The sequence below is a fragment of the Micromonospora sp. NPDC005257 genome (genome assembly GCF_042872445.1).
Classification (GTDB): domain Bacteria; phylum Actinomycetota; class Actinomycetes; order Mycobacteriales; family Micromonosporaceae; genus Micromonospora.
The window spans coordinates 735935-752103 of record NZ_JBIAKL010000001.1 but is presented as its reverse complement, the minus strand read 5'-3'; the positions used below and the strand labels follow the sequence as shown (position 1 = coordinate 752103).

The window sequence follows — 16169 nt, the reverse complement described above, 5'->3', positions numbered from 1 at the left end:
CCGCTACTCGAAGCGGGCCGGGTCGCCGGCGCCCCGGCGCAGGATCTCCGACTCCGGGCCGGACAGGTCGACGACAGTGGTCGGCTCCAGCCCGCAGTCGCCGGCGTCGACCACAGCGTCGACGAGGTGGTCGAGCCGCTCCTTGATCTCCCAGCCCTGGGTCATCGGCTCGTCCTCGCCGGGCAGCAGCAGCGTGCTGGTGAGCAGCGGCTCGCCGAGTTCGGCCAGCAGCGCCTGGGTCACCGTGTGCCGGGGCACACGCGCGCCGACCACCCGCCGCCGCGGGTCCTGCAACCGGCGCGGCACCTCGGCGGTGGCCGGGAGCAGGAACGTGTAGCTGCCCGGGATGACGGACTTCACCTGCCGGAAGACCGCGTTGCTGAGCTTGACGAACTGGCCGAGTTGGGCGAAGTCGGCGCACATCAGCGTGAACGGGTGCCGGTCGTCGAGCCGCCGGATCTCCCGGATCCGCTCCACGCCGTCGCGGTTGCCGATCCGGCAGCCGAGCGCGTAGCAGGAGTCGGTCGGGTAGGCGATCACCCCGTCGGCACGCAGCAGGTCCACCACCTGCCGGATCACGCGGGGCTGGGGGTTGTCCGGATGCAGGTCGTAGTACCTCGCCACGCCGGCCAGCCTATGTCCGCGCCCCGGCGGGCGCAGGTTTGGGCGGGGCGGATTCCGGAAACAGGTGGGGGCCGTTCACGACAGGGGGACCGAATCATGTCCGAAGCCAGCACAGACCGCGTCGCCGACCGCCCCGCGGAGGTGACCGATCCGCTGCTGTGGGGCCTGGCCGCCGCGGTGGCCGACGCGCACCAGCCGGACGACGAGCGCGTCTGCGCCAGCCCGAGCTGCGCCGGGGCGGCGTGGCCGTGCGCCGCCTGGAACAACGCGCAGGCGGGGCTGAGCGCCGCCCGGACGCCGCGGCAGCCCGCCGCGCCCCGGCAACCGGCCGCCTCGCCGCAGTCCACCTCGCCGCGTCCCGTCGTCGCCGGGCAGCCCGGTGCGCCGGGCACGGTCGCGGCGCGGACCGACGCGCGCAGCCTCACCGCCACCGCCGCCTGACTGCGGGTAGGCGCACGTATCCCTCGCGCCGCCCCCGGCCGCCCGGCCGGGGGCGGCGCTCTGGCGTGTGTCGACGCTGGTCAGCGCGCCTCCGGAGAGGACCGGTGGGTCGGTCGTGAGCGCCGGAGAGCGCTCTCTCTAGTAACAGGACATTGACGGATCCGTAACCCGAACCTTAATGTCGCATCTCAAGAGAGCGCTCTCACGCCATCGGACCATCACCCCGAACCCCGCCTTCTCCTCGTGAAGGGGACCTCCATGACCCTCCTGCGGGACTTCTCCCCCGACCCCGTGCCCCCGACCGCAACCGGCCCGTCCCCGGCCCGCCGACGTGGCCTGCGGGCCGCCGCCCTCGTCGCCGCCTCAGTGCTCGCCGCCGGCCTCCTCGGCGTCGTGGTCGGCGGCGGCGGCACCGCCACGGCCGGCGCGGTCGGCGCGGGCAGCTACACCGAGACGCGACCGGCCGGCGCCCTGCTGCCGAAGGGCTGCGGGGCGGTCAGCACCAACCCGAGGACGTTCGCCACCGCCGACGCGCCGGCCGGCGCGATCCCCACCAACGACTGGTGGTCCTCGCTGATCTGGAAGCGCAACAACTGCACGGGCAGCGAGGTCCTGCACGCCCACCCGCTGGCCTACAAGGCGGAGAACAGCGGGCTCGGCCTGTCGTACACCACCACGCCCGCGATCAGCGGCACCGCGACCGGCGTCGGCGAGTTCCACTACCCGTACACCGAGGACGTCCGCGTCGGGCTGGCCGGACTGACCGCGCCGGTGGTGAAGGCGGCCGGCTGGACCGACTGGACGGTCACCGCCGACTGGAGCGACGGCAGCCGCACCATGCGCGCCACCATCGGCCACGGACTGCCGTTCAGCTACTACACGGTCAACGGCGGCACCGCGCAGCTCACCACCGCCGGGACGCCCACCGTCTGGCGCAACTCCGGCGCCACCATCGGCTTCACCGTCCGCGGCCACGACTACGTCGCGTACGCGCCGACCGGCGCGACCTGGACCGTCAGCGGCACCGACATCAGCTCGACGCTGGCCGGCAAGGGATACTTCTCGGTCGCCGTGCTGCCCGGCGGCGGAGACCGGGCCGCCCTCGCCGACACCTACGGCCGGTACGCCCACGCCCACGTCACCGGCACCCGGATGAGCTACGCGTACGACCCGTCCGCCGGCACGGTGCGCACCACGTACGCGTTCACCACCACACCCCGCGAGGGCAGCGAGACGAAGACCGTGATCTCGCTCTACCCGCACCAGTGGCGCAGCCTCACCGGCGCCACCCCGATCGGTCAGACGTACGTCTCCGCGCGCGGAGCCATGCGAGTGCTCACCGGCGTGCCGTCGTTCACCACCACCATGCGCTTCACCGGCGTGCTGCCCGAGGTGCCCGCCGTCGGCGACTCCAGCGGCGCGGACCTGTCCACCGTCACCGGCTACCTCAACGCCGAGCAGGGCAACCCGGAGGGCGTCAGCGGCCCGGACACGTACTGGGCCGGCAAAGGGCTCGGCCGGTCCGCCCGGATCGCCGAGATCGCCGACCAGCTCGGGCAGACCTCGGTCCGCGACGCGGCGCTGAACGCGATACGGAACCGGCTGACCAACTGGCTCACCGCCGGCTCCGGCGAGAGCGGCCAGCTGTTCTACTACGACCGCAACTGGGGCACGCTGATCGGCTACCCGGCGTCGTACGGCTCCGACGAGGACCTCAACGACCACCACTTCCACTACGGCTACTTCATCGCCGCCGCCGCCACGCTCGCCAAGTTCGATTCGGGCTGGGCCGACGACAGCCGCTACGGCGGCATGGTGGACCTGCTCATCCGCGACGCCAACAACTACGACCGCGCCGACAGCCGCTTCCCCTACCTGCGGGACTTCGACATCTACGCCGGGCACGACTGGGCCTCCGGCCTGGCGCCGTTCTTCGCCGGCAACAACCAGGAGTCCTCCTCGGAGGGGATGAACTTCGCCAACGCGCTGATCCAGTGGGGTCAGGCCACCGGCGACACCGCCGTCCGCGACGCCGGGGTCTACCTGTGGACCACCCAGTCCGCGGCCATCTCCGAGTACTGGTTCGACGTGTACGACCAGAACTTCCCGTCCGCGTTCGGGCACAAGACCGTCGGCATGGTGTGGGGCGACGGCGGGTCGTACTCCACGTGGTTCTCCGCCGCGCCGGAGATGATCCAGGGCATCAACATGCTGCCGATCACCGGCGGTCACCTCTACCTGGGCGACTTCCCCGAGTACGTCAAGGCCAACTACGCCGAGCTGGTCACCAACAAGGGCGGCCCGCCGACGGTGTGGCAGGACATCGTCTGGGAGTTCCTGGCCCTCGGCGACGGCGAGCAGGCGTTGCGCAACTTCCGTGCCAACAGCGGATTCACCAGCGAGGAGGGCGAGAGCAAGGCGCACACGTTCCACTGGATCCGCAACCTGGCCGCGCTCGGCACGGTGGACACCACTGTGACCGCGAACCACCCGCTGGCGAAGGTGTTCGTCAAGAACGGCGTCCGCACCTACGTGGCGTCGAACATCACCGCCCGGCCGCTCACCGTCACGTTCTCCACCGGCGTCACGCTCACCGTGCCGGCCGGGAAGACGGCGACCTCCGGGGCGTACACCTGGAGCGGCGGCAACGCCACCGGCGGCGGAACCGTGCCGACCGGCACCCCGACGACCTCGACGCCCAGCCCCACCCCGACCACCGCGAGTCCCACGCCGACCAGCGCGAGCCCCAGCCCGAGCACGAGCAGCCCGGCGACGCTGAAGCCGGTGCGGTACCTGCGCTCCGGCGGCGGGCTCGACGGCGCCGCCGGCACGAGCGGCACGGTGAACGTGGCGGCGGCGAACGGCAACTCCGACGGCACGCCGAAGAACCCGCAGGTGTTCACCGCCACCGGGCTGACCGGCACGTACACCGGCGGCGCCACCGCGTTCGACCTGGCCGTCGACGCGGGCACCGCGGTCGGCAACGGCGTCCAGATCCGGGTCTCCTACGACCTGACCGGCAACGGCAGCGCCGAGCGGGTGGAGACCTACCGGTACTTCGCCACCGACCCGATGCCGGGCGCGGAGCGCTACCTACAGACCCAGGGCCTGCTCTCGGCCACCGGCACGCTCGGCAACCTGTCGGGCGGGACGGTACGCGTCGAGGTGTGGAACGCCATCGGCGGCGCGCCCACGATCCTCGGCGTCGGCAACACCTCGACGGTCACGCTGCCGTACCGCTGACGGCACCGGTTCCGGCGCCCCGGCTCACCGCCGGGGCGCCGGTTCACGTCCGAGGTCACGGCCAGCGGGCGGTGGTGGTCTCGAACAGCTCGCTGTCGCTCGCCACCGGGATGACGCAGAGCAGGTGCCCGCCCGGCGCGCGCAGCACGTGGCAGTCGAGCCAGCGGGAGACGGGCGTGGCGCCCAGTGCGCACAGCCGCTCGACCTCGGCGGCCACGTCGTCGGTCTCGATGTCGAGGTGGTAGCGGGGCGCGTCGCCGACCGACTGCACGGCGGTGACCAGCCCGGGCACCACGTCGGCCAGGCCGGTGAACTCCGGTTCGGCCGGCTCGGTGCGCAGCTCCGCGCCGAGCGCGGCGGACCAGAACGCGGCCGCCTCCCCCGCCTCGTCCCGCGGCGCGTCGATGATCAGGGCGCACAACCGCGATCGATGCATCGCCCGAGCCTAGCCAGGACCGCCCTCACCGGCACCCCGGCGCGGTCAGGCGGTCACGTGCGCGCTGTCGCCCGCCGTCGCGGCGAAGGACGTGCCGCTGACCATCCGGCCCGGCCGATCCCCCGCGCGGCGCCGGTGACCACAGCGACCCGCCCCGACAACGTCCCGGCCGACATCGTTCCCCCTCCGCGGGCACCGTCCGTGACGCCCTCTTCGCACGGTATGCCCGCCGGGCCGTCCCGTGCCGGGGTTCGCCCGGTCAGGCCCCGAGCCGGGGTTCGCCGGTCAGGCCCCGAGCCGCGCCCGCAACCACGCCGGGTCGGGATTGACCACCGCCCCGTCCGGCAGCACCACTGTGGGGACCGTCTCGTCGCCGCCGGTCACCGCCCGGACAGCGGCGGCGGCCTCCGGGTCACGCCAGATGTCCACCCAGTACGCGCGCCGGGCCCGCCCGCCCAGCCGGAGACGCAGCCGCAGGCAGTACGTGCAGCCGGGCCGCCAGTAGATGACCGGCCGGCCGTCGTCCGCGCTGCGCAGCCGCGCCTGCGCCGCGGTCAGCGACCGGGGGAAGGCCAGCGGCGAGAAGAGCACCGCCACCGCGGCGAACGCGAGGAAGCCCACCACCGACGACACCCACGTGTCCTGACCGGCGCCCACCGCCACGCCGACGGCCAGCATCAGCGCGGCGAGCCGCCAGCTGCGCATCAGGCGGTCACCTCGGCCAGCAGCTCGAGCAGGTGGCGGTACGGCTGCCCGGTGGCCCGCGCCAGCCCGATCTCGCAGGTGCGGTTCACCGAGGCGTACCCGTCGAAGGGGCGTGCCGCGACGGCGGCGGCCTCGGCCCGGGTGGCCGACGCGGTCAGCTCCGGGTGCAGCAGCCCTCGGTCACCGGCGAAGCCGCAGCACTGCCAGCCCTCCGGGACCACCACCTCGTCGGCGACCGCGCGGGCCACGGTGAGCAGCGCGTCGTCCAGGCCGAGCCGGACCGACGAGCAGGTCGGGTGCAGCGCGAGCGAGCCGATCCGGCGGCGCACGGTCAGCCGGGGCAGCAGCGTGCCGGCGGTGTACGCGACCGCGTCGACGACCCGCACGTCCCCGGCGCCGTCGAGCAGCCGCTCGAAGCCCTCCGTGCAGGACGCGGCGTCGCTGACCACCGGCAACGTGCCGTCGCGGCTGGCAGCGCGCAGCACCGGCGGCACGCGGTCGCGCATCGCCCGGTAGCCGTCCGTGAGCCCCTTCGACGACCAGGGGGTGCCGCAGCACAGGTCGCCGACGCCGTCCGGCACGAGCAGGCGCACGCCGGCCCGCTCGGCGAGCGTGAGCAGCGCGGCGGCCACGCCGGTGCCGCCCCGCGCCGGGGCGAACAGCGTGCCGAGGCAGGACGGGACGAAAACGGCGTCCGGGTCGTCGGCCGGCTGAGGGCGGCGTGGGGTGCCGCCGCGGGGCAGGTCCCGCTGCCACCGCGGCACCCGGTCGGCGCCGAGGACCGCGCGGGCGGCGCGGGTGGCCGCCTCGGGCAGCGCGGGCGGCAGTGCCCCGGCCAGGTCGAGTCCCCGGGCCATGCCCCGGGTGGTGGCGTCCCAGCGCCGGGCCGCGCCGCGCCACGCGGTGCCCGCCGCCTGGCCGTGCTCCTCGGCGCGCAGCCGCTTGACCAGGTCACCGGTGTTGATCAGCACCGGGCAGGCGGTGGCGCACATGCCGTCGACCGCGCAGGTCTGCACCGCGTCGTAGTCGTACGCGTCGGTCAGCTCCCGGACCAGTGCGGTGTCGCCGGCGGCCCGCGCGGCGGCGATCTCCCGGCGCAGCACGATGCGCTGCCGGGGCGTGGTGGTGAGGTCGCGGCTGGGACAGACAGGCTCGCAGTAGCCGCACTCGACGCAGCGGTCCACCTCCTCCTCCACCGTCGGCACGGTCTTGAGGTGCCGCATGTGGATCTCCGGGTCGTCACCGATCAGCACGCCGGGATTGAGCACGCCCGCCGGGTCGCAGAGCGTCTTCAACTCGCGCATCACCTCGTACAGCTCGTCGCCGAACTGGCGGCGCACATACGGGGCCATCACCCGGCCGGTGCCGTGCTCGGCCTTGAGCGTGCCGCCGTGGCCGAGCACCAGGTCGACCATCTCCTCGGTGAAGTCGGCGTACCGTGCCGGAGCCTGCCCGCCGTCGAAGCGCTCGTTGAGCATGAAGTGCAGGTTGCCGTCCTTGGCGTGCCCGAAGATCACGCTGTCGGCGTACCGGTGGCGCTCGAACAGCTCGGCCAGCGAGGCGCAGGTGGCGGCCAGGGCCTCGACCGGGACGGCGATGTCCTCCAGCAGCGCCGTGGTGCCGGACGGGCGGGCGCCGGCCACCGCCGCGTACAGGCCCTTGCGGATGTGCCACAGCGCGGCCCGGGCGGCGGGTTCGCCGCTGAGCCGGGCCGGGGCGCTCAGCGGCAGGCCGGCCAGCACCGGCCCGGCGTCTGCGACCCGGTCGGCCAGCGCCGCCGGGTCGGACTCCTGCCACTCGGCGAGCAGCGCGGCGTGCCCGCGCACGGCCAGGCCGCGCAGCGTGGCGTCCGCCTTCGGGTCGCGCTGGGCGACCCGCAGTGCGGCGGCGTCGAGCAGTTCGACAGCCGCCGGCCCGGCGGCCACCAGCGCCGGCATGGCGGCCATCGCCGCACCGAGGGAGTCGAAGACCAGCAGGCCGGTCGCGGCGTGCGGGTGCACGGGTACGGTGCGGAACGTCGCCGAGGCGACGAACGCGAGCGTGCCCTCGCTGCCCACCACGAGCCGGGTGAGCAGGTCGGCCGGGTCGTCGTGGTCGAGGAACGCGTTCACCCCGTACCCCATGGTGTTCTTCATGGCGTACTGGGCGCGGATGCGGCGCACCGAGTCGGAATCGCCGCGCACCCGGTCGCGCAGCCGCAGCAGCCCGGCGTGCAGGTCCGGTTCGGCGGCGCGCAGCCGGGCGTCGGCGTCGGGAGCGCCGGTGTCCAGCACGGTGCCGCTGGGCAGGGCGAGGACCAGCGACTCCAACGTCCGGTAGGTGTTGAACTCGGTGCCGCAGGTCATGCCGCTGGAGTTGTTGGCGACCACGCCGCCGACGGTGCAGGCGGACTCGCTGGCCGGGTCAGGACCGAGCTTGCGGCCGTACGGCGCCAGCCGCGCGTTGACGTGCCGCAGCACCACTCCCGGCTGCACCCGTACCCGCCGCCCGTCGTCGAGCACGCTCAGGTCACGGAAGTGCCGCCGCACGTCGACCAGCAGCCGGTCGGTGACGGCCTGGCCGCTGAGGCTGGTGCCGCCGGAGCGGAACGTCAGGCCCGTGCCGGTGCGGCCGCCGTACGCCAGCAGCGCGGCGACCTGGCCGGCGTCGGACGGGGTGATCACCGCGCCGGGGTGCAGCAGGTAGTGCGAGGCGTCGTGGGCCATCCGCAGCCGGTCCGCGGCCCGGGTCGTCACGCCGCCGGGCACCACCGCTTCCAGTCCGGCCCGCGCGGACGCGCTCAACTCCGTCATGATCACCGCACCTCCCCGACTCACAGTAGTCACGCACGGCGGGGCTCACTGCGCGGTGATGAGGTCCAGCACCCGCCGCTGGCACGCTCGGGCAGCCGGGCCGGACGGCGGCGGGCCGCCGCGGCGGGCCGCGTAGGTGGCCCGGAACGGCATGGCCGCGCCGGTGTTCACTTCGACCTCGAAGCCCGGCTCCGGGGTGCCGGAGGCGGCCACGTCCCGCCGGTAGACCACCAGTTCCAGGCCGCGCGCCGGGCAGGGCAGCGCCTCGTGCCGCAGCCGGTCCACCAGCGTCCGCTTGGTCGTCTCAGGCAACGGCGCGGCGGCCGGCAGCGCCACGTCCACGTCACCGCGTCCCGGCTGGTACGCGCCCAGCCCGACCGACCCGGTGGCGTACGCGCCGACCAGGTCGTCGCCGAGCACGTCCCGGCAGCGGCGGAGCAGTTCGGCCAGGTAGTCGCGGATGTCGTCGGGCACTCCGGCATCCTGCCCCGGGCCGGGCGCGGTCAGTCCGCCGGGTCGGGGCAGCACACGGTCAGCGCGCCCGGGACGACCTTGACCTTGAGCCGTTTCGCCTTGCCCCGGGCGCCGCCGTCCAGCTCGTACGTCTTCGGCGCGTCGAACCGCACGGTGATCCTGCGGCCCCGGGTGATCCGCACGAACGGCGACTCCTCGGAGCGCCCGGCGGCCATCCGGCCCAGCGTGCGCGCCCAGTCCACGGCACCGCTGGCGGTGGACACGCCGACCTCCAGCGCCCCGTCGTCGGGGCGGGCGTCGTCGAAGGCGGGGATGCCGCCGGTGATGGTGCCGACGTTGCCGAACAGCACGCAGCTCGCCTCGTCGTCGAACCAGTCCGCGCCGTCGACCCGGACCCGGGTCCGCACGCACTCGCCGCGCACGTGACGCAGCCCGGTCCAGACGTACGCGATGCGGCCGAAGCGGCCCTTGAGCTGCCGGTCGGCGTCACGGATCAGGTCGCCGTCGAATCCCGCGCCGGCCATCACCGCGAAGTGCTCCCCGTTGATCCGGCCCAGGTCCAGGTCGCGGCGGCGGCCGTGCAACGCGATGCGGACCGCCTCGGGCAGGTCGACCGGGATGCCGAGGTTGACCGCGAACAGGTTGGCGGTGCCGGCGGGCAGGATCCCCATCGGCACGCCGCTGCCCGCGAGCGCGTCGGCGCATCGCTGCACCATGCCGTCGCCGCCCCACACCAGCACCAGCTCGGCGCCCTCGTCCAGCGCCGCGCGGACCCGCTCGGGCGCCTTGCGGCTCTTGGGCACCTCGTACCAGAGCAGCTTCCCGACGCCGGCGCCGACGAGGCGGGAGCGCAGCTCGTCGAGGCCGCCCCCGAACGTCTTCTTCCGGTGGGCGACGACAGCGACCACACCGACCGGGGGCGGGGCGAGGGCGGTGGCGGTGTCCGGGCGTTCGGCCGTGCGCGTGTCCATGGCCCCGCTGGTACCCGGACCGCCGGTTTCCCACGCCTGCGCCCGGCGCGACGCGCCCGGCGCCCCGGCGGCGGCGTTCCTGTGCCCGGGCCACCACGTTCGGTACAGTGCGGAACGTCGATCCGTGCCGCCGGGCGCGGATCCGAAGGGTGCGGAATGTCGGGACGGACCGGTCGGGTGGCGCGCTACACGCTGCGCCTCGGTCTGCTGCTCGGCGGCCTGGCCGTCGCCTGGGGCACCCAGGGGGTCACCTCCGGCCCGGATGCGCTCGCCGCCGACCGGCAGCCGTCCGGCCCGCTCACCGCCACCGCCGGGGCGCTCCCCCACACGCCGGAGGCGATGACCGGTCCGGCTGATCGGGTCGGCCCGGCCGATCCGGCCGGTCCGGCCGCATCCCCCGCACCGGCTCCCGCGCGGGCGGGCGACACACCGCCGGCGGCGTATTCCCTCACCGCCGCGAGCACGCGGTGGGTGGGCCCCGCACGCAGCCGGGCACCGGCGGCGCACGCCACGACCGGTCCCGCGGTGCCGCCGCACGAACGGGTCACCCACAGCGGCGGCGCGGTGCACAGCGAGGTCGCCGACGCGGACGCGAACCGCTGGCGGCTGCCGACGCTGACCCACCGGTACGCGCCGACCGCGGCCGAACCGCTGCCGCCCTCCCGCACGTCGCGCCCCGACACCAGGCCCGCCTGAGCGGGCTGTCCACCGGCGCCGGCTCCGACCCCGGAGCACGTACGCGTCCCGTCCGACCGCCGCCCGCCGCGGCCGCGCCGTCGACTGTCGTCCGGCGCCCGCAACCGACCCCACCCGACCACCCTGGACACAGGAGTCCGTCCATGAGCACAGCCCTGACCGTCGTCCGCGCCCGCTGGTGCGACATCGGCCGGATCGCCGATCTCGTCGCCGAGGCGCTCGCGCCCACCGCCCTGGCCGCCTGGCTCGTCCCCGACACGACGCGCCGCCTGCCGGTCCTCGCCGCCGTGGCGCGGATCTGGACCGAACACGCGATGCTGTTCGGCGATGCGTTCCTGCTGCCCGACGGCAGCGCCGCCAGCGTGTGGTTCCACCGCTACCGGCCGATCCCCGCCCCCCACCGGTACGCCGACCGGCTCGCCGGCGCCGCCGGGCCGGACGAGGGCCGGTTCCGCCGCCTCGATGACGAGCTGGCGGCACGCCGGCCGGTGGAGGCGCACAACCATCTGGCGCTGCTGGCCGCGCCCCGGGGCGGCGCGACGCAGGCGCTGACCGCGGCGCAGCGCCGGATGGACACGTTGAGCCTGCCCACGTACGCGCACCCGTGCGCCGGGCAGCAGGAGGAGCTGCTGCGGCGGCTCGGGTACGCCGAACGGGAGACCTTCGCCGTCCCGGACGGCACACGGGTGTGGTCGTTGTGGCGGCCGGCGCCGTTCCACGCGAGCGCCAACGACAGGTGGCGGACCCGCCGCGCCGGCCGACGGGAACGCGACGACAGCGCCGCCGGGTGGACGGCGCGCTGACCGGTCGAGCGCCCCGCCCGCGCCACACCGGTCGACGGCGTCGGCCGGTGCCGTCGGCGCCGCTCGGTTAGCCTGCGAGCCGGGCACGACTCAGCCGAGCAGTCGGAGGTATCGCGTGCGGAACAGCGGAACCACACCGGGACCGGGCGACGCGCCTGCGGCGCGTCCCCGGCGCAGGCGGCGGCGTCTGCTGGTCGTCCTCGCGGTCTGCGCGCTGCTGGCCGGCTGCGGTCTGGTCGCCGGCGGGTACTACTTCGACAGCGTGCCGACGCCCAGCGACCTGAAGCTGCCCGAGTCCACCACGGTCTACTACGCCGACGGGCGCACGCCGATGGCGAAGCTGGGCGCGCAGAACCGCACCATCGTGCCGTACGACCAGATGAACGACTCGGCGAAGCAGGCGATCGTCGCGGCCGAGGACCGCACCTTCTGGACGAACCAGGGCATCGACTTCAAGGGTGTGCTGCGCGCGGCCTGGGCGAACGTCAGCGGCGGGCAGCGGCAGGGCGCGTCCACCCTCACCCAGCAGTACGCGCGCATCGCCGCCGACCTGCGCGGTGTCACCTACTCGCGGAAACTGCGCGAGGCGGTGATCGCCTGGAAGCTCGACGACGCGTACTCCAAGGACGAGATCCTCGGTTTCTACCTGAACACCGTGCCGTTCGGCCGGGGCGCGTACGGCATCGAGGCGGCCGCGCAGACGTACTTCGGCAAGACGGTGCGCCGGGACGAGCCCGCTGCCCGGCAGCTCACCCCGGCCGAGGCGATGGTGCTCTGCGCGATGGTGAAGCAGCCGGAGGCGGACCCGGCCGACCCCGAGGGCTCGCCCGGCTACGACCCGCGCCGCAACGCGCTGGCCCGGCAGAACTCGATCGACAGGTGGAACTACATCCGCGACGGCATGGTCAAGCTCGGCTATCTGACGCCGCAGCAGGCGGCCGATCTCGCGTACCCGGACACGGTCCGGCCGATCGACAAGGACGCGGGGCGGTCCGACCTGGACCGCCCGACCGGTCTGGTGGTCAACCACGTGCTCGCCGAGCTGCGCGGGATCGAGCCGTTCCGCGGCAAGCCCGACGAGGTGATCCGCGACGGCGGCTACCGGATCGTCACCACCATCGACAAGCGCGTGCAGGACGCGGCCGAGGCGGCGGCGGACATCCGCCGGGACACCGCGCCCAGGGCGGTTCGCGGCCAGCCGCGCAACTGGCAGGCGGCGCTGGTGGCGGTGGAGCCGGGCACCGGCCGGGTGCTCGGCTACTACGGCGGCGACAAGGGCTCGGGCGCGGACTACGCCGGCTGGTACTCCGACGAGAACGGCGAGGCCCGCGGCTTCGGCCAGCACCCGCCGGGGTCGTCGTTCAAGGTGTACGACCTGGCCGCCGCCGTCCGCGACGGGATCTCGGTGAAGCAGCGGTTCGACTCGCCGGACACCAAGGAGTTCCCGGCCTCGGGGCGCACCAAGGGGAGCCCGGCCGGGCCGATCCGCAACGCCGAGCACGCTGCCTGCCAGCCGGACTGCGCGCTCTGGGAGGCCACCGTCGCCTCGCTCAACGTCACCTACTTCGAGCTGACCGAGAAGCTGGGCACGGCGAAGGTGATCGAGACGGCGCGGCAGGCCGGCGTGGAGTCGATGTGGGAGACGGTGCGGGGCAACCCCCGGCCGCAGCGGGTCGACCTGCGCAGCGACCCCGCCGATCAGGTCGCGAAGCGGTTCTCCACCGAGGTCGGGATCGGGCAGTACGGCATCACCGTGCAGGACCACGCGAACGGGATGGCCACGTTCGCGGCCGGCGGCAAGCGCGCCGACGCCCACTTCGTCCGGTCGGTGAGCAAGGACGACGAGGACGTGTGGACCGAGCAACTGCGCACGACGGACCTGGGGCTGGACCGAGAGGCGATCGACCAGCTCGACTGGACGTTGCGCCGGGTCCGGGCCGCCGAACTGGGCAACGGCTGGGACTCCGCCGGCAAGACCGGCACCTGGCAGGCCGGGCAGAGCACCACGCAGAACGTGCACACCTGGATGGTGGGCTGGACCGGCGCGCTCGCCTCGGCGGTGTGGCTGGGCACCACCGACGGCAAACCGCTGCGGACCAGGGGCGGCAGCTACGAGGTGTACGGCTCGACCGGCGCCGCGCCGATCTGGCGGCAGTTCATGACCAAGGCCACCGAGGCGATGAGACTCGACCCGGACAAGTACCGCTTCGGTGAGCCGAAGTTCCCCGGCGAGACCCCGGAGCCGACCCGGTCGGCGCCACCGCCGCCGACCACCGCCGCGCCGACGCCGTCGGAGTCGCCGAGCCCGAGCCCGAGTCCCTCCTCGTCGAGCCCCAGCCCGGACCCGACCGGACGGCCGACTTCGCGGCCGACGCTGACGCCGTCACTACCGCCGCCGCCCACCGGGGCGCCGACGCGGACCCGCGGTCCGCGCTGACCCGCTGTCGCCTCGCGTCTATGTGCGCCATCCGCGCACAGCGGCAACGTCCGCAATTTGCACCGGCACCCATTCACCATCGACGATATTCGCCCTGATCAGGGGCTATTGAAGATCATGGCTGCGTGCGTGGAGGTCCGCGGCGGGGCGCACGGCGAGTGTCGGTTGCCCAGGTCACCCATTGCTCCGGGCTCGGGCGGCGTGTGATTGTGCACCAGCGAGCCGCCGACCCCCGGCGACTCACGACGGTCGATCTGTCGACCCGGAGCCACGCCGGCAGCTCCGGTGACCGGCCGTCACCCTGCCTCGCACCACCGCGCCGCCCGACCCCACCGGGCTCCGTGCGGCGCACCTGTAGAACAGGAGCAGACCTCCGTGAAACTCTCACCTCGCCTCGCCGCGCTCACCGGCGCGGCCGCGGCCGGCATCCTCGCCGCCGGCACCGCCGCGGCCGTGCAGGCCGCGCCACCCGGACCCGCCGCCCCGAACCCGGCCCAGGCCCGTGCGGCCGCCGCCGACTCGGCCCGCGCCCTGGTCGCGGACCGCCCCGCGTACCTGCAGGCCGGCACTGACGACGCGTTCGTCCAGAAGCCGGTCATCTCCTCCGAGGGCACCCAGTACGTGCCCTACGAGCGCACCTACAAGGGACTGCCGGTGGTCGGCGGCGACTTCGTGCTCGCCACGGACTCCGCCGGCAACCTGAAGTACGCCTCGGTCGCCCAGCAGCGCCCGATCGGCGCCCTCGCCACCACGCCCGCGCTGACCCGGGCCGCCGCCGCGAAGACGGCACGCGCACAGCTCAAGACCGTGAGCGCGGTCGAGGGCACCACGCTCGTGGTCTACACGCTCGGCGCCGCACCGGCGCTGGCCTGGGAGACCACGGTACGCGGCACCAGCGCGGACGGCCCCAGCCGGCTCACCGTCGACGTCGACGCCCGCACCGGCGCGGTCCTGCGCCAGCAGGAGCACGTGGTACGCGGCACCGGCACCGGCGCCTGGAACGGACCCAGCCCGCTCACGCTCAACACCACCCAGTCGGGCTCCACGTACACCATGAAGGACCCGACCGTCACGAACCTGAGCTGCCAGGACGCGGCGAACAACACCACGTTCAGCGGCTCCGACGACGTGTGGGGCAACGGCACCGGCACCAACAAGGAGACCGGCTGCGTGGACGCGTTGTTCTCCGCGCAGACCGAGCACAAGATGCTCGCCCAGTGGCTGGGCCGCAACGGCGCCAACGGCAACGGCGGCTACTGGCCGATCCGGGTGGGCCTCAACGACCAGAACGCCTACTACGACGGCAGCCAGGTGCAGATCGGCAAGAACACCGCCGGTCAGTGGATCGGCTCGCTGGACGTGGTGGCGCACGAGATCGGCCACGGCATCGACGACAACACCCCGGGCGGCATCTCCGGCGGCGGCACGCAGGAGTTCGTGGCGGACACGTTCGGCGCGGCCACCGAGTGGTTCGCCAACGAGCCGTCCAGCTACGACGCGCCGGACTTCCTGGTCGGCGAGAAGATCAACCTGGTCGGCTCCGGCCCGATCCGCAACATGTACAACCCGTCGGCGCTCGGCGACCCGAACTGCTACTCCAGCAGCATCCCGTCGACCGAGGTGCACGCCGCGGCCGGGCCGGGCAACCACTGGTTCTACCTGCTGGCGAACGGCAGCAGCCCGACGAACGGGCAGCCGTCCAGCTCGACCTGCAACAGCAGCAGCGTGACCGGCCTGGGCATCCAGAAGGCCATCAAGATCATGTACAACGGCATGCTGCTGAAGACCTCGTCCTCGTCGTACCTGAAGTACCGCACCTGGACGCTGCAGGCGGCCAAGAACCTCTACCCCGGCAGCTGCGCGGAGTTCAACACGGTCAAGGCCGCCTGGGACGCGGTGAGCGTGCCCGCCCAGTCCGGTGACCCGACCTGCTCCGGCGGCAGCCCGACGCCCACCCCGAGCACCACGACCACCCCGCCGCCGGGCGGCTGCTCCGGCAACAAGCTCGCCAACCCGGGCTTCGAGTCGGGCAACGTGAGCTGGAGCGCCTCGTCCGGCGTCATCACCACCAACAGCGGCCAGGCCGCGCACGGCGGCTCGTACAAGGCGTGGCTGGACGGATACGGCTCGTCGCACACCGACACGCTCAGTCAGTCGGTGACGATCCCGGCCGGATGCCGTGCGACGTTGAGCTTCTGGCTGCACATCGACAGCGCGGAGTCGACCACCAGCACCGCGTACGACAAGCTCACCGTCAAGGCGGGCAGCACCACGCTGGCCACCTACTCCAACCTGAACAAGGCCACCGGCTACGTGCAGCGGTCCTTCGACATCTCGTCGCTGGCCGGCACCACGGCGACCATCTCGTTCAGCGGCGTGGAGGACAGCTCGTTGCAGACGTCCTTCGTCGTCGACGACACCGCGGTCAACCTGAGCTGACCCGTGGCGTAGCGCGGCCGGTCGTCGTCCTCCCGACGGCCGGCCGCCTCGTCGCGCCCGGCCGGTTGCCGTCGCGCCGGGCCGGCCGCTTCGTCACGCCGGGCCGAG

At 74.0% G+C, this 16169-nt stretch carries 12 protein-coding genes; 6 read left to right on the top strand and 6 right to left on the bottom strand.

Annotated elements, in window-relative coordinates; all coding sequences use genetic code 11:
• Window positions 1–3 precede the first annotated feature (3 nt).
• Entirely contained in the window at window positions 4–624 is a 621-nt protein-coding gene (locus ACFYO8_RS03165) for an L-threonylcarbamoyladenylate synthase (protein ID WP_387256748.1), read from the bottom strand.
• Between the two features lie 96 nt (window positions 625–720).
• On the opposite strand from ACFYO8_RS03165, the gene ACFYO8_RS03160 reads away from it, so the two are divergent.
• The gene (locus tag ACFYO8_RS03160) at window positions 721–1065 is read left to right on the top strand and encodes a hypothetical protein (protein ID WP_387256746.1); all 345 of its coding nucleotides are present in this window, start codon (window positions 721–723) and stop codon (window positions 1063–1065) included.
• A gap of 258 nt (window positions 1066–1323) precedes the next feature.
• Entirely contained in the window at window positions 1324–4308 is a 2985-nt protein-coding gene (locus tag ACFYO8_RS03155) for a glycosyl hydrolase (protein ID WP_387256744.1), read from the top strand.
• Window positions 4309–4363: 55 nt separating this feature from the next.
• Here ACFYO8_RS03155 and ACFYO8_RS03150 read toward each other — a convergent pair whose 3' ends face one another.
• The 5 genes from ACFYO8_RS03150 to ACFYO8_RS03130 all read right to left on the bottom strand — a co-directional run bounded on the left by ACFYO8_RS03150 (window position 4364) and on the right by ACFYO8_RS03130 (window position 9686).
• A complete protein-coding gene (locus ACFYO8_RS03150; RefSeq protein WP_387256742.1) occupies window positions 4364–4744 on the bottom strand; it encodes a VOC family protein in 381 nt (126 codons plus the stop codon).
• 285 nt (window positions 4745–5029) lie between these two features.
• Complete coding sequence (locus ACFYO8_RS03145) at window positions 5030–5449, bottom strand: glutaredoxin domain-containing protein (protein WP_387256740.1); 420 nt, start codon at window positions 5447–5449, stop codon at window positions 5030–5032.
• Complete coding sequence (locus ACFYO8_RS03140) at window positions 5449–8241, bottom strand: FAD-binding and (Fe-S)-binding domain-containing protein (RefSeq protein ID WP_387188422.1); 2793 nt, start codon at window positions 8239–8241, stop codon at window positions 5449–5451. Before ACFYO8_RS03140 ends, ACFYO8_RS03145 begins: the two co-directional genes overlap by 1 nt.
• 45 nt (window positions 8242–8286) lie before the next feature.
• Window positions 8287–8715: a hypothetical protein gene (locus tag ACFYO8_RS03135; RefSeq protein WP_387188424.1), complete on the bottom strand. Its 429-nt coding sequence runs from the start codon at window positions 8713–8715 to the stop codon at window positions 8287–8289.
• A gap of 29 nt (window positions 8716–8744) precedes the next feature.
• The gene (locus ACFYO8_RS03130; RefSeq protein ID WP_387188425.1) at window positions 8745–9686 is read right to left on the bottom strand and encodes a diacylglycerol/lipid kinase family protein; all 942 of its coding nucleotides are present in this window, start codon (window positions 9684–9686) and stop codon (window positions 8745–8747) included.
• Window positions 9687–9842: 156 nt separating this feature from the next.
• On the opposite strand from ACFYO8_RS03130, the gene ACFYO8_RS03125 reads away from it, so the two are divergent.
• The 4 genes from ACFYO8_RS03125 (at window position 9843) to ACFYO8_RS03110 (ending at window position 16061) form a co-directional block, all read left to right on the top strand.
• A complete protein-coding gene (locus tag ACFYO8_RS03125; protein ID WP_387188427.1) occupies window positions 9843–10382 on the top strand; it encodes a hypothetical protein in 540 nt (179 codons plus the stop codon).
• 143 nt (window positions 10383–10525) lie between these two features.
• The gene (locus tag ACFYO8_RS03120; RefSeq protein ID WP_387188429.1) at window positions 10526–11185 is read left to right on the top strand and encodes a hypothetical protein; all 660 of its coding nucleotides are present in this window, start codon (window positions 10526–10528) and stop codon (window positions 11183–11185) included.
• Between the two features lie 115 nt (window positions 11186–11300).
• Window positions 11301–13622, top strand: coding sequence for a transglycosylase domain-containing protein (locus ACFYO8_RS03115; protein WP_354863459.1), 2322 nt, complete (start codon window positions 11301–11303; stop codon window positions 13620–13622).
• Between the two features lie 375 nt (window positions 13623–13997).
• Window positions 13998–16061 carry a M4 family metallopeptidase gene (locus ACFYO8_RS03110; RefSeq protein ID WP_354863460.1) on the top strand — a complete coding sequence of 688 codons (2064 nt, stop codon included), beginning with the start codon at window positions 13998–14000 and terminating at the stop codon, window positions 16059–16061.
• Window positions 16062–16169 lie beyond the last annotated feature (108 nt).

What these genes read in the sequence shown, in the direction of transcription:
- ACFYO8_RS03130 (WP_387188425.1), bottom strand. Translation starts at nt 9,686, where the DNA reads ATGGACACGCGCACGGCCGAACGCCCGGACACCGCCACCGCCCTCGCC.
- ACFYO8_RS03145 (WP_387256740.1), bottom strand. Translation starts at nt 5,449, where the DNA reads ATGCGCAGCTGGCGGCTCGCCGCGCTGATGCTGGCCGTCGGCGTGGCG.
- ACFYO8_RS03155 (WP_387256744.1), top strand. Translation starts at nt 1,324, where the DNA reads ATGACCCTCCTGCGGGACTTCTCCCCCGACCCCGTGCCCCCGACCGCA.
- ACFYO8_RS03140 (WP_387188422.1), bottom strand. Translation starts at nt 8,241, where the DNA reads ATGACGGAGTTGAGCGCGTCCGCGCGGGCCGGACTGGAAGCGGTGGTG.
- ACFYO8_RS03125 (WP_387188427.1), top strand. Translation starts at nt 9,843, where the DNA reads ATGTCGGGACGGACCGGTCGGGTGGCGCGCTACACGCTGCGCCTCGGT.
- ACFYO8_RS03150 (WP_387256742.1), bottom strand. Translation starts at nt 4,744, where the DNA reads ATGCATCGATCGCGGTTGTGCGCCCTGATCATCGACGCGCCGCGGGAC.
- ACFYO8_RS03120 (WP_387188429.1), top strand. Translation starts at nt 10,526, where the DNA reads ATGAGCACAGCCCTGACCGTCGTCCGCGCCCGCTGGTGCGACATCGGC.
- ACFYO8_RS03160 (WP_387256746.1), top strand. Translation starts at nt 721, where the DNA reads ATGTCCGAAGCCAGCACAGACCGCGTCGCCGACCGCCCCGCGGAGGTG.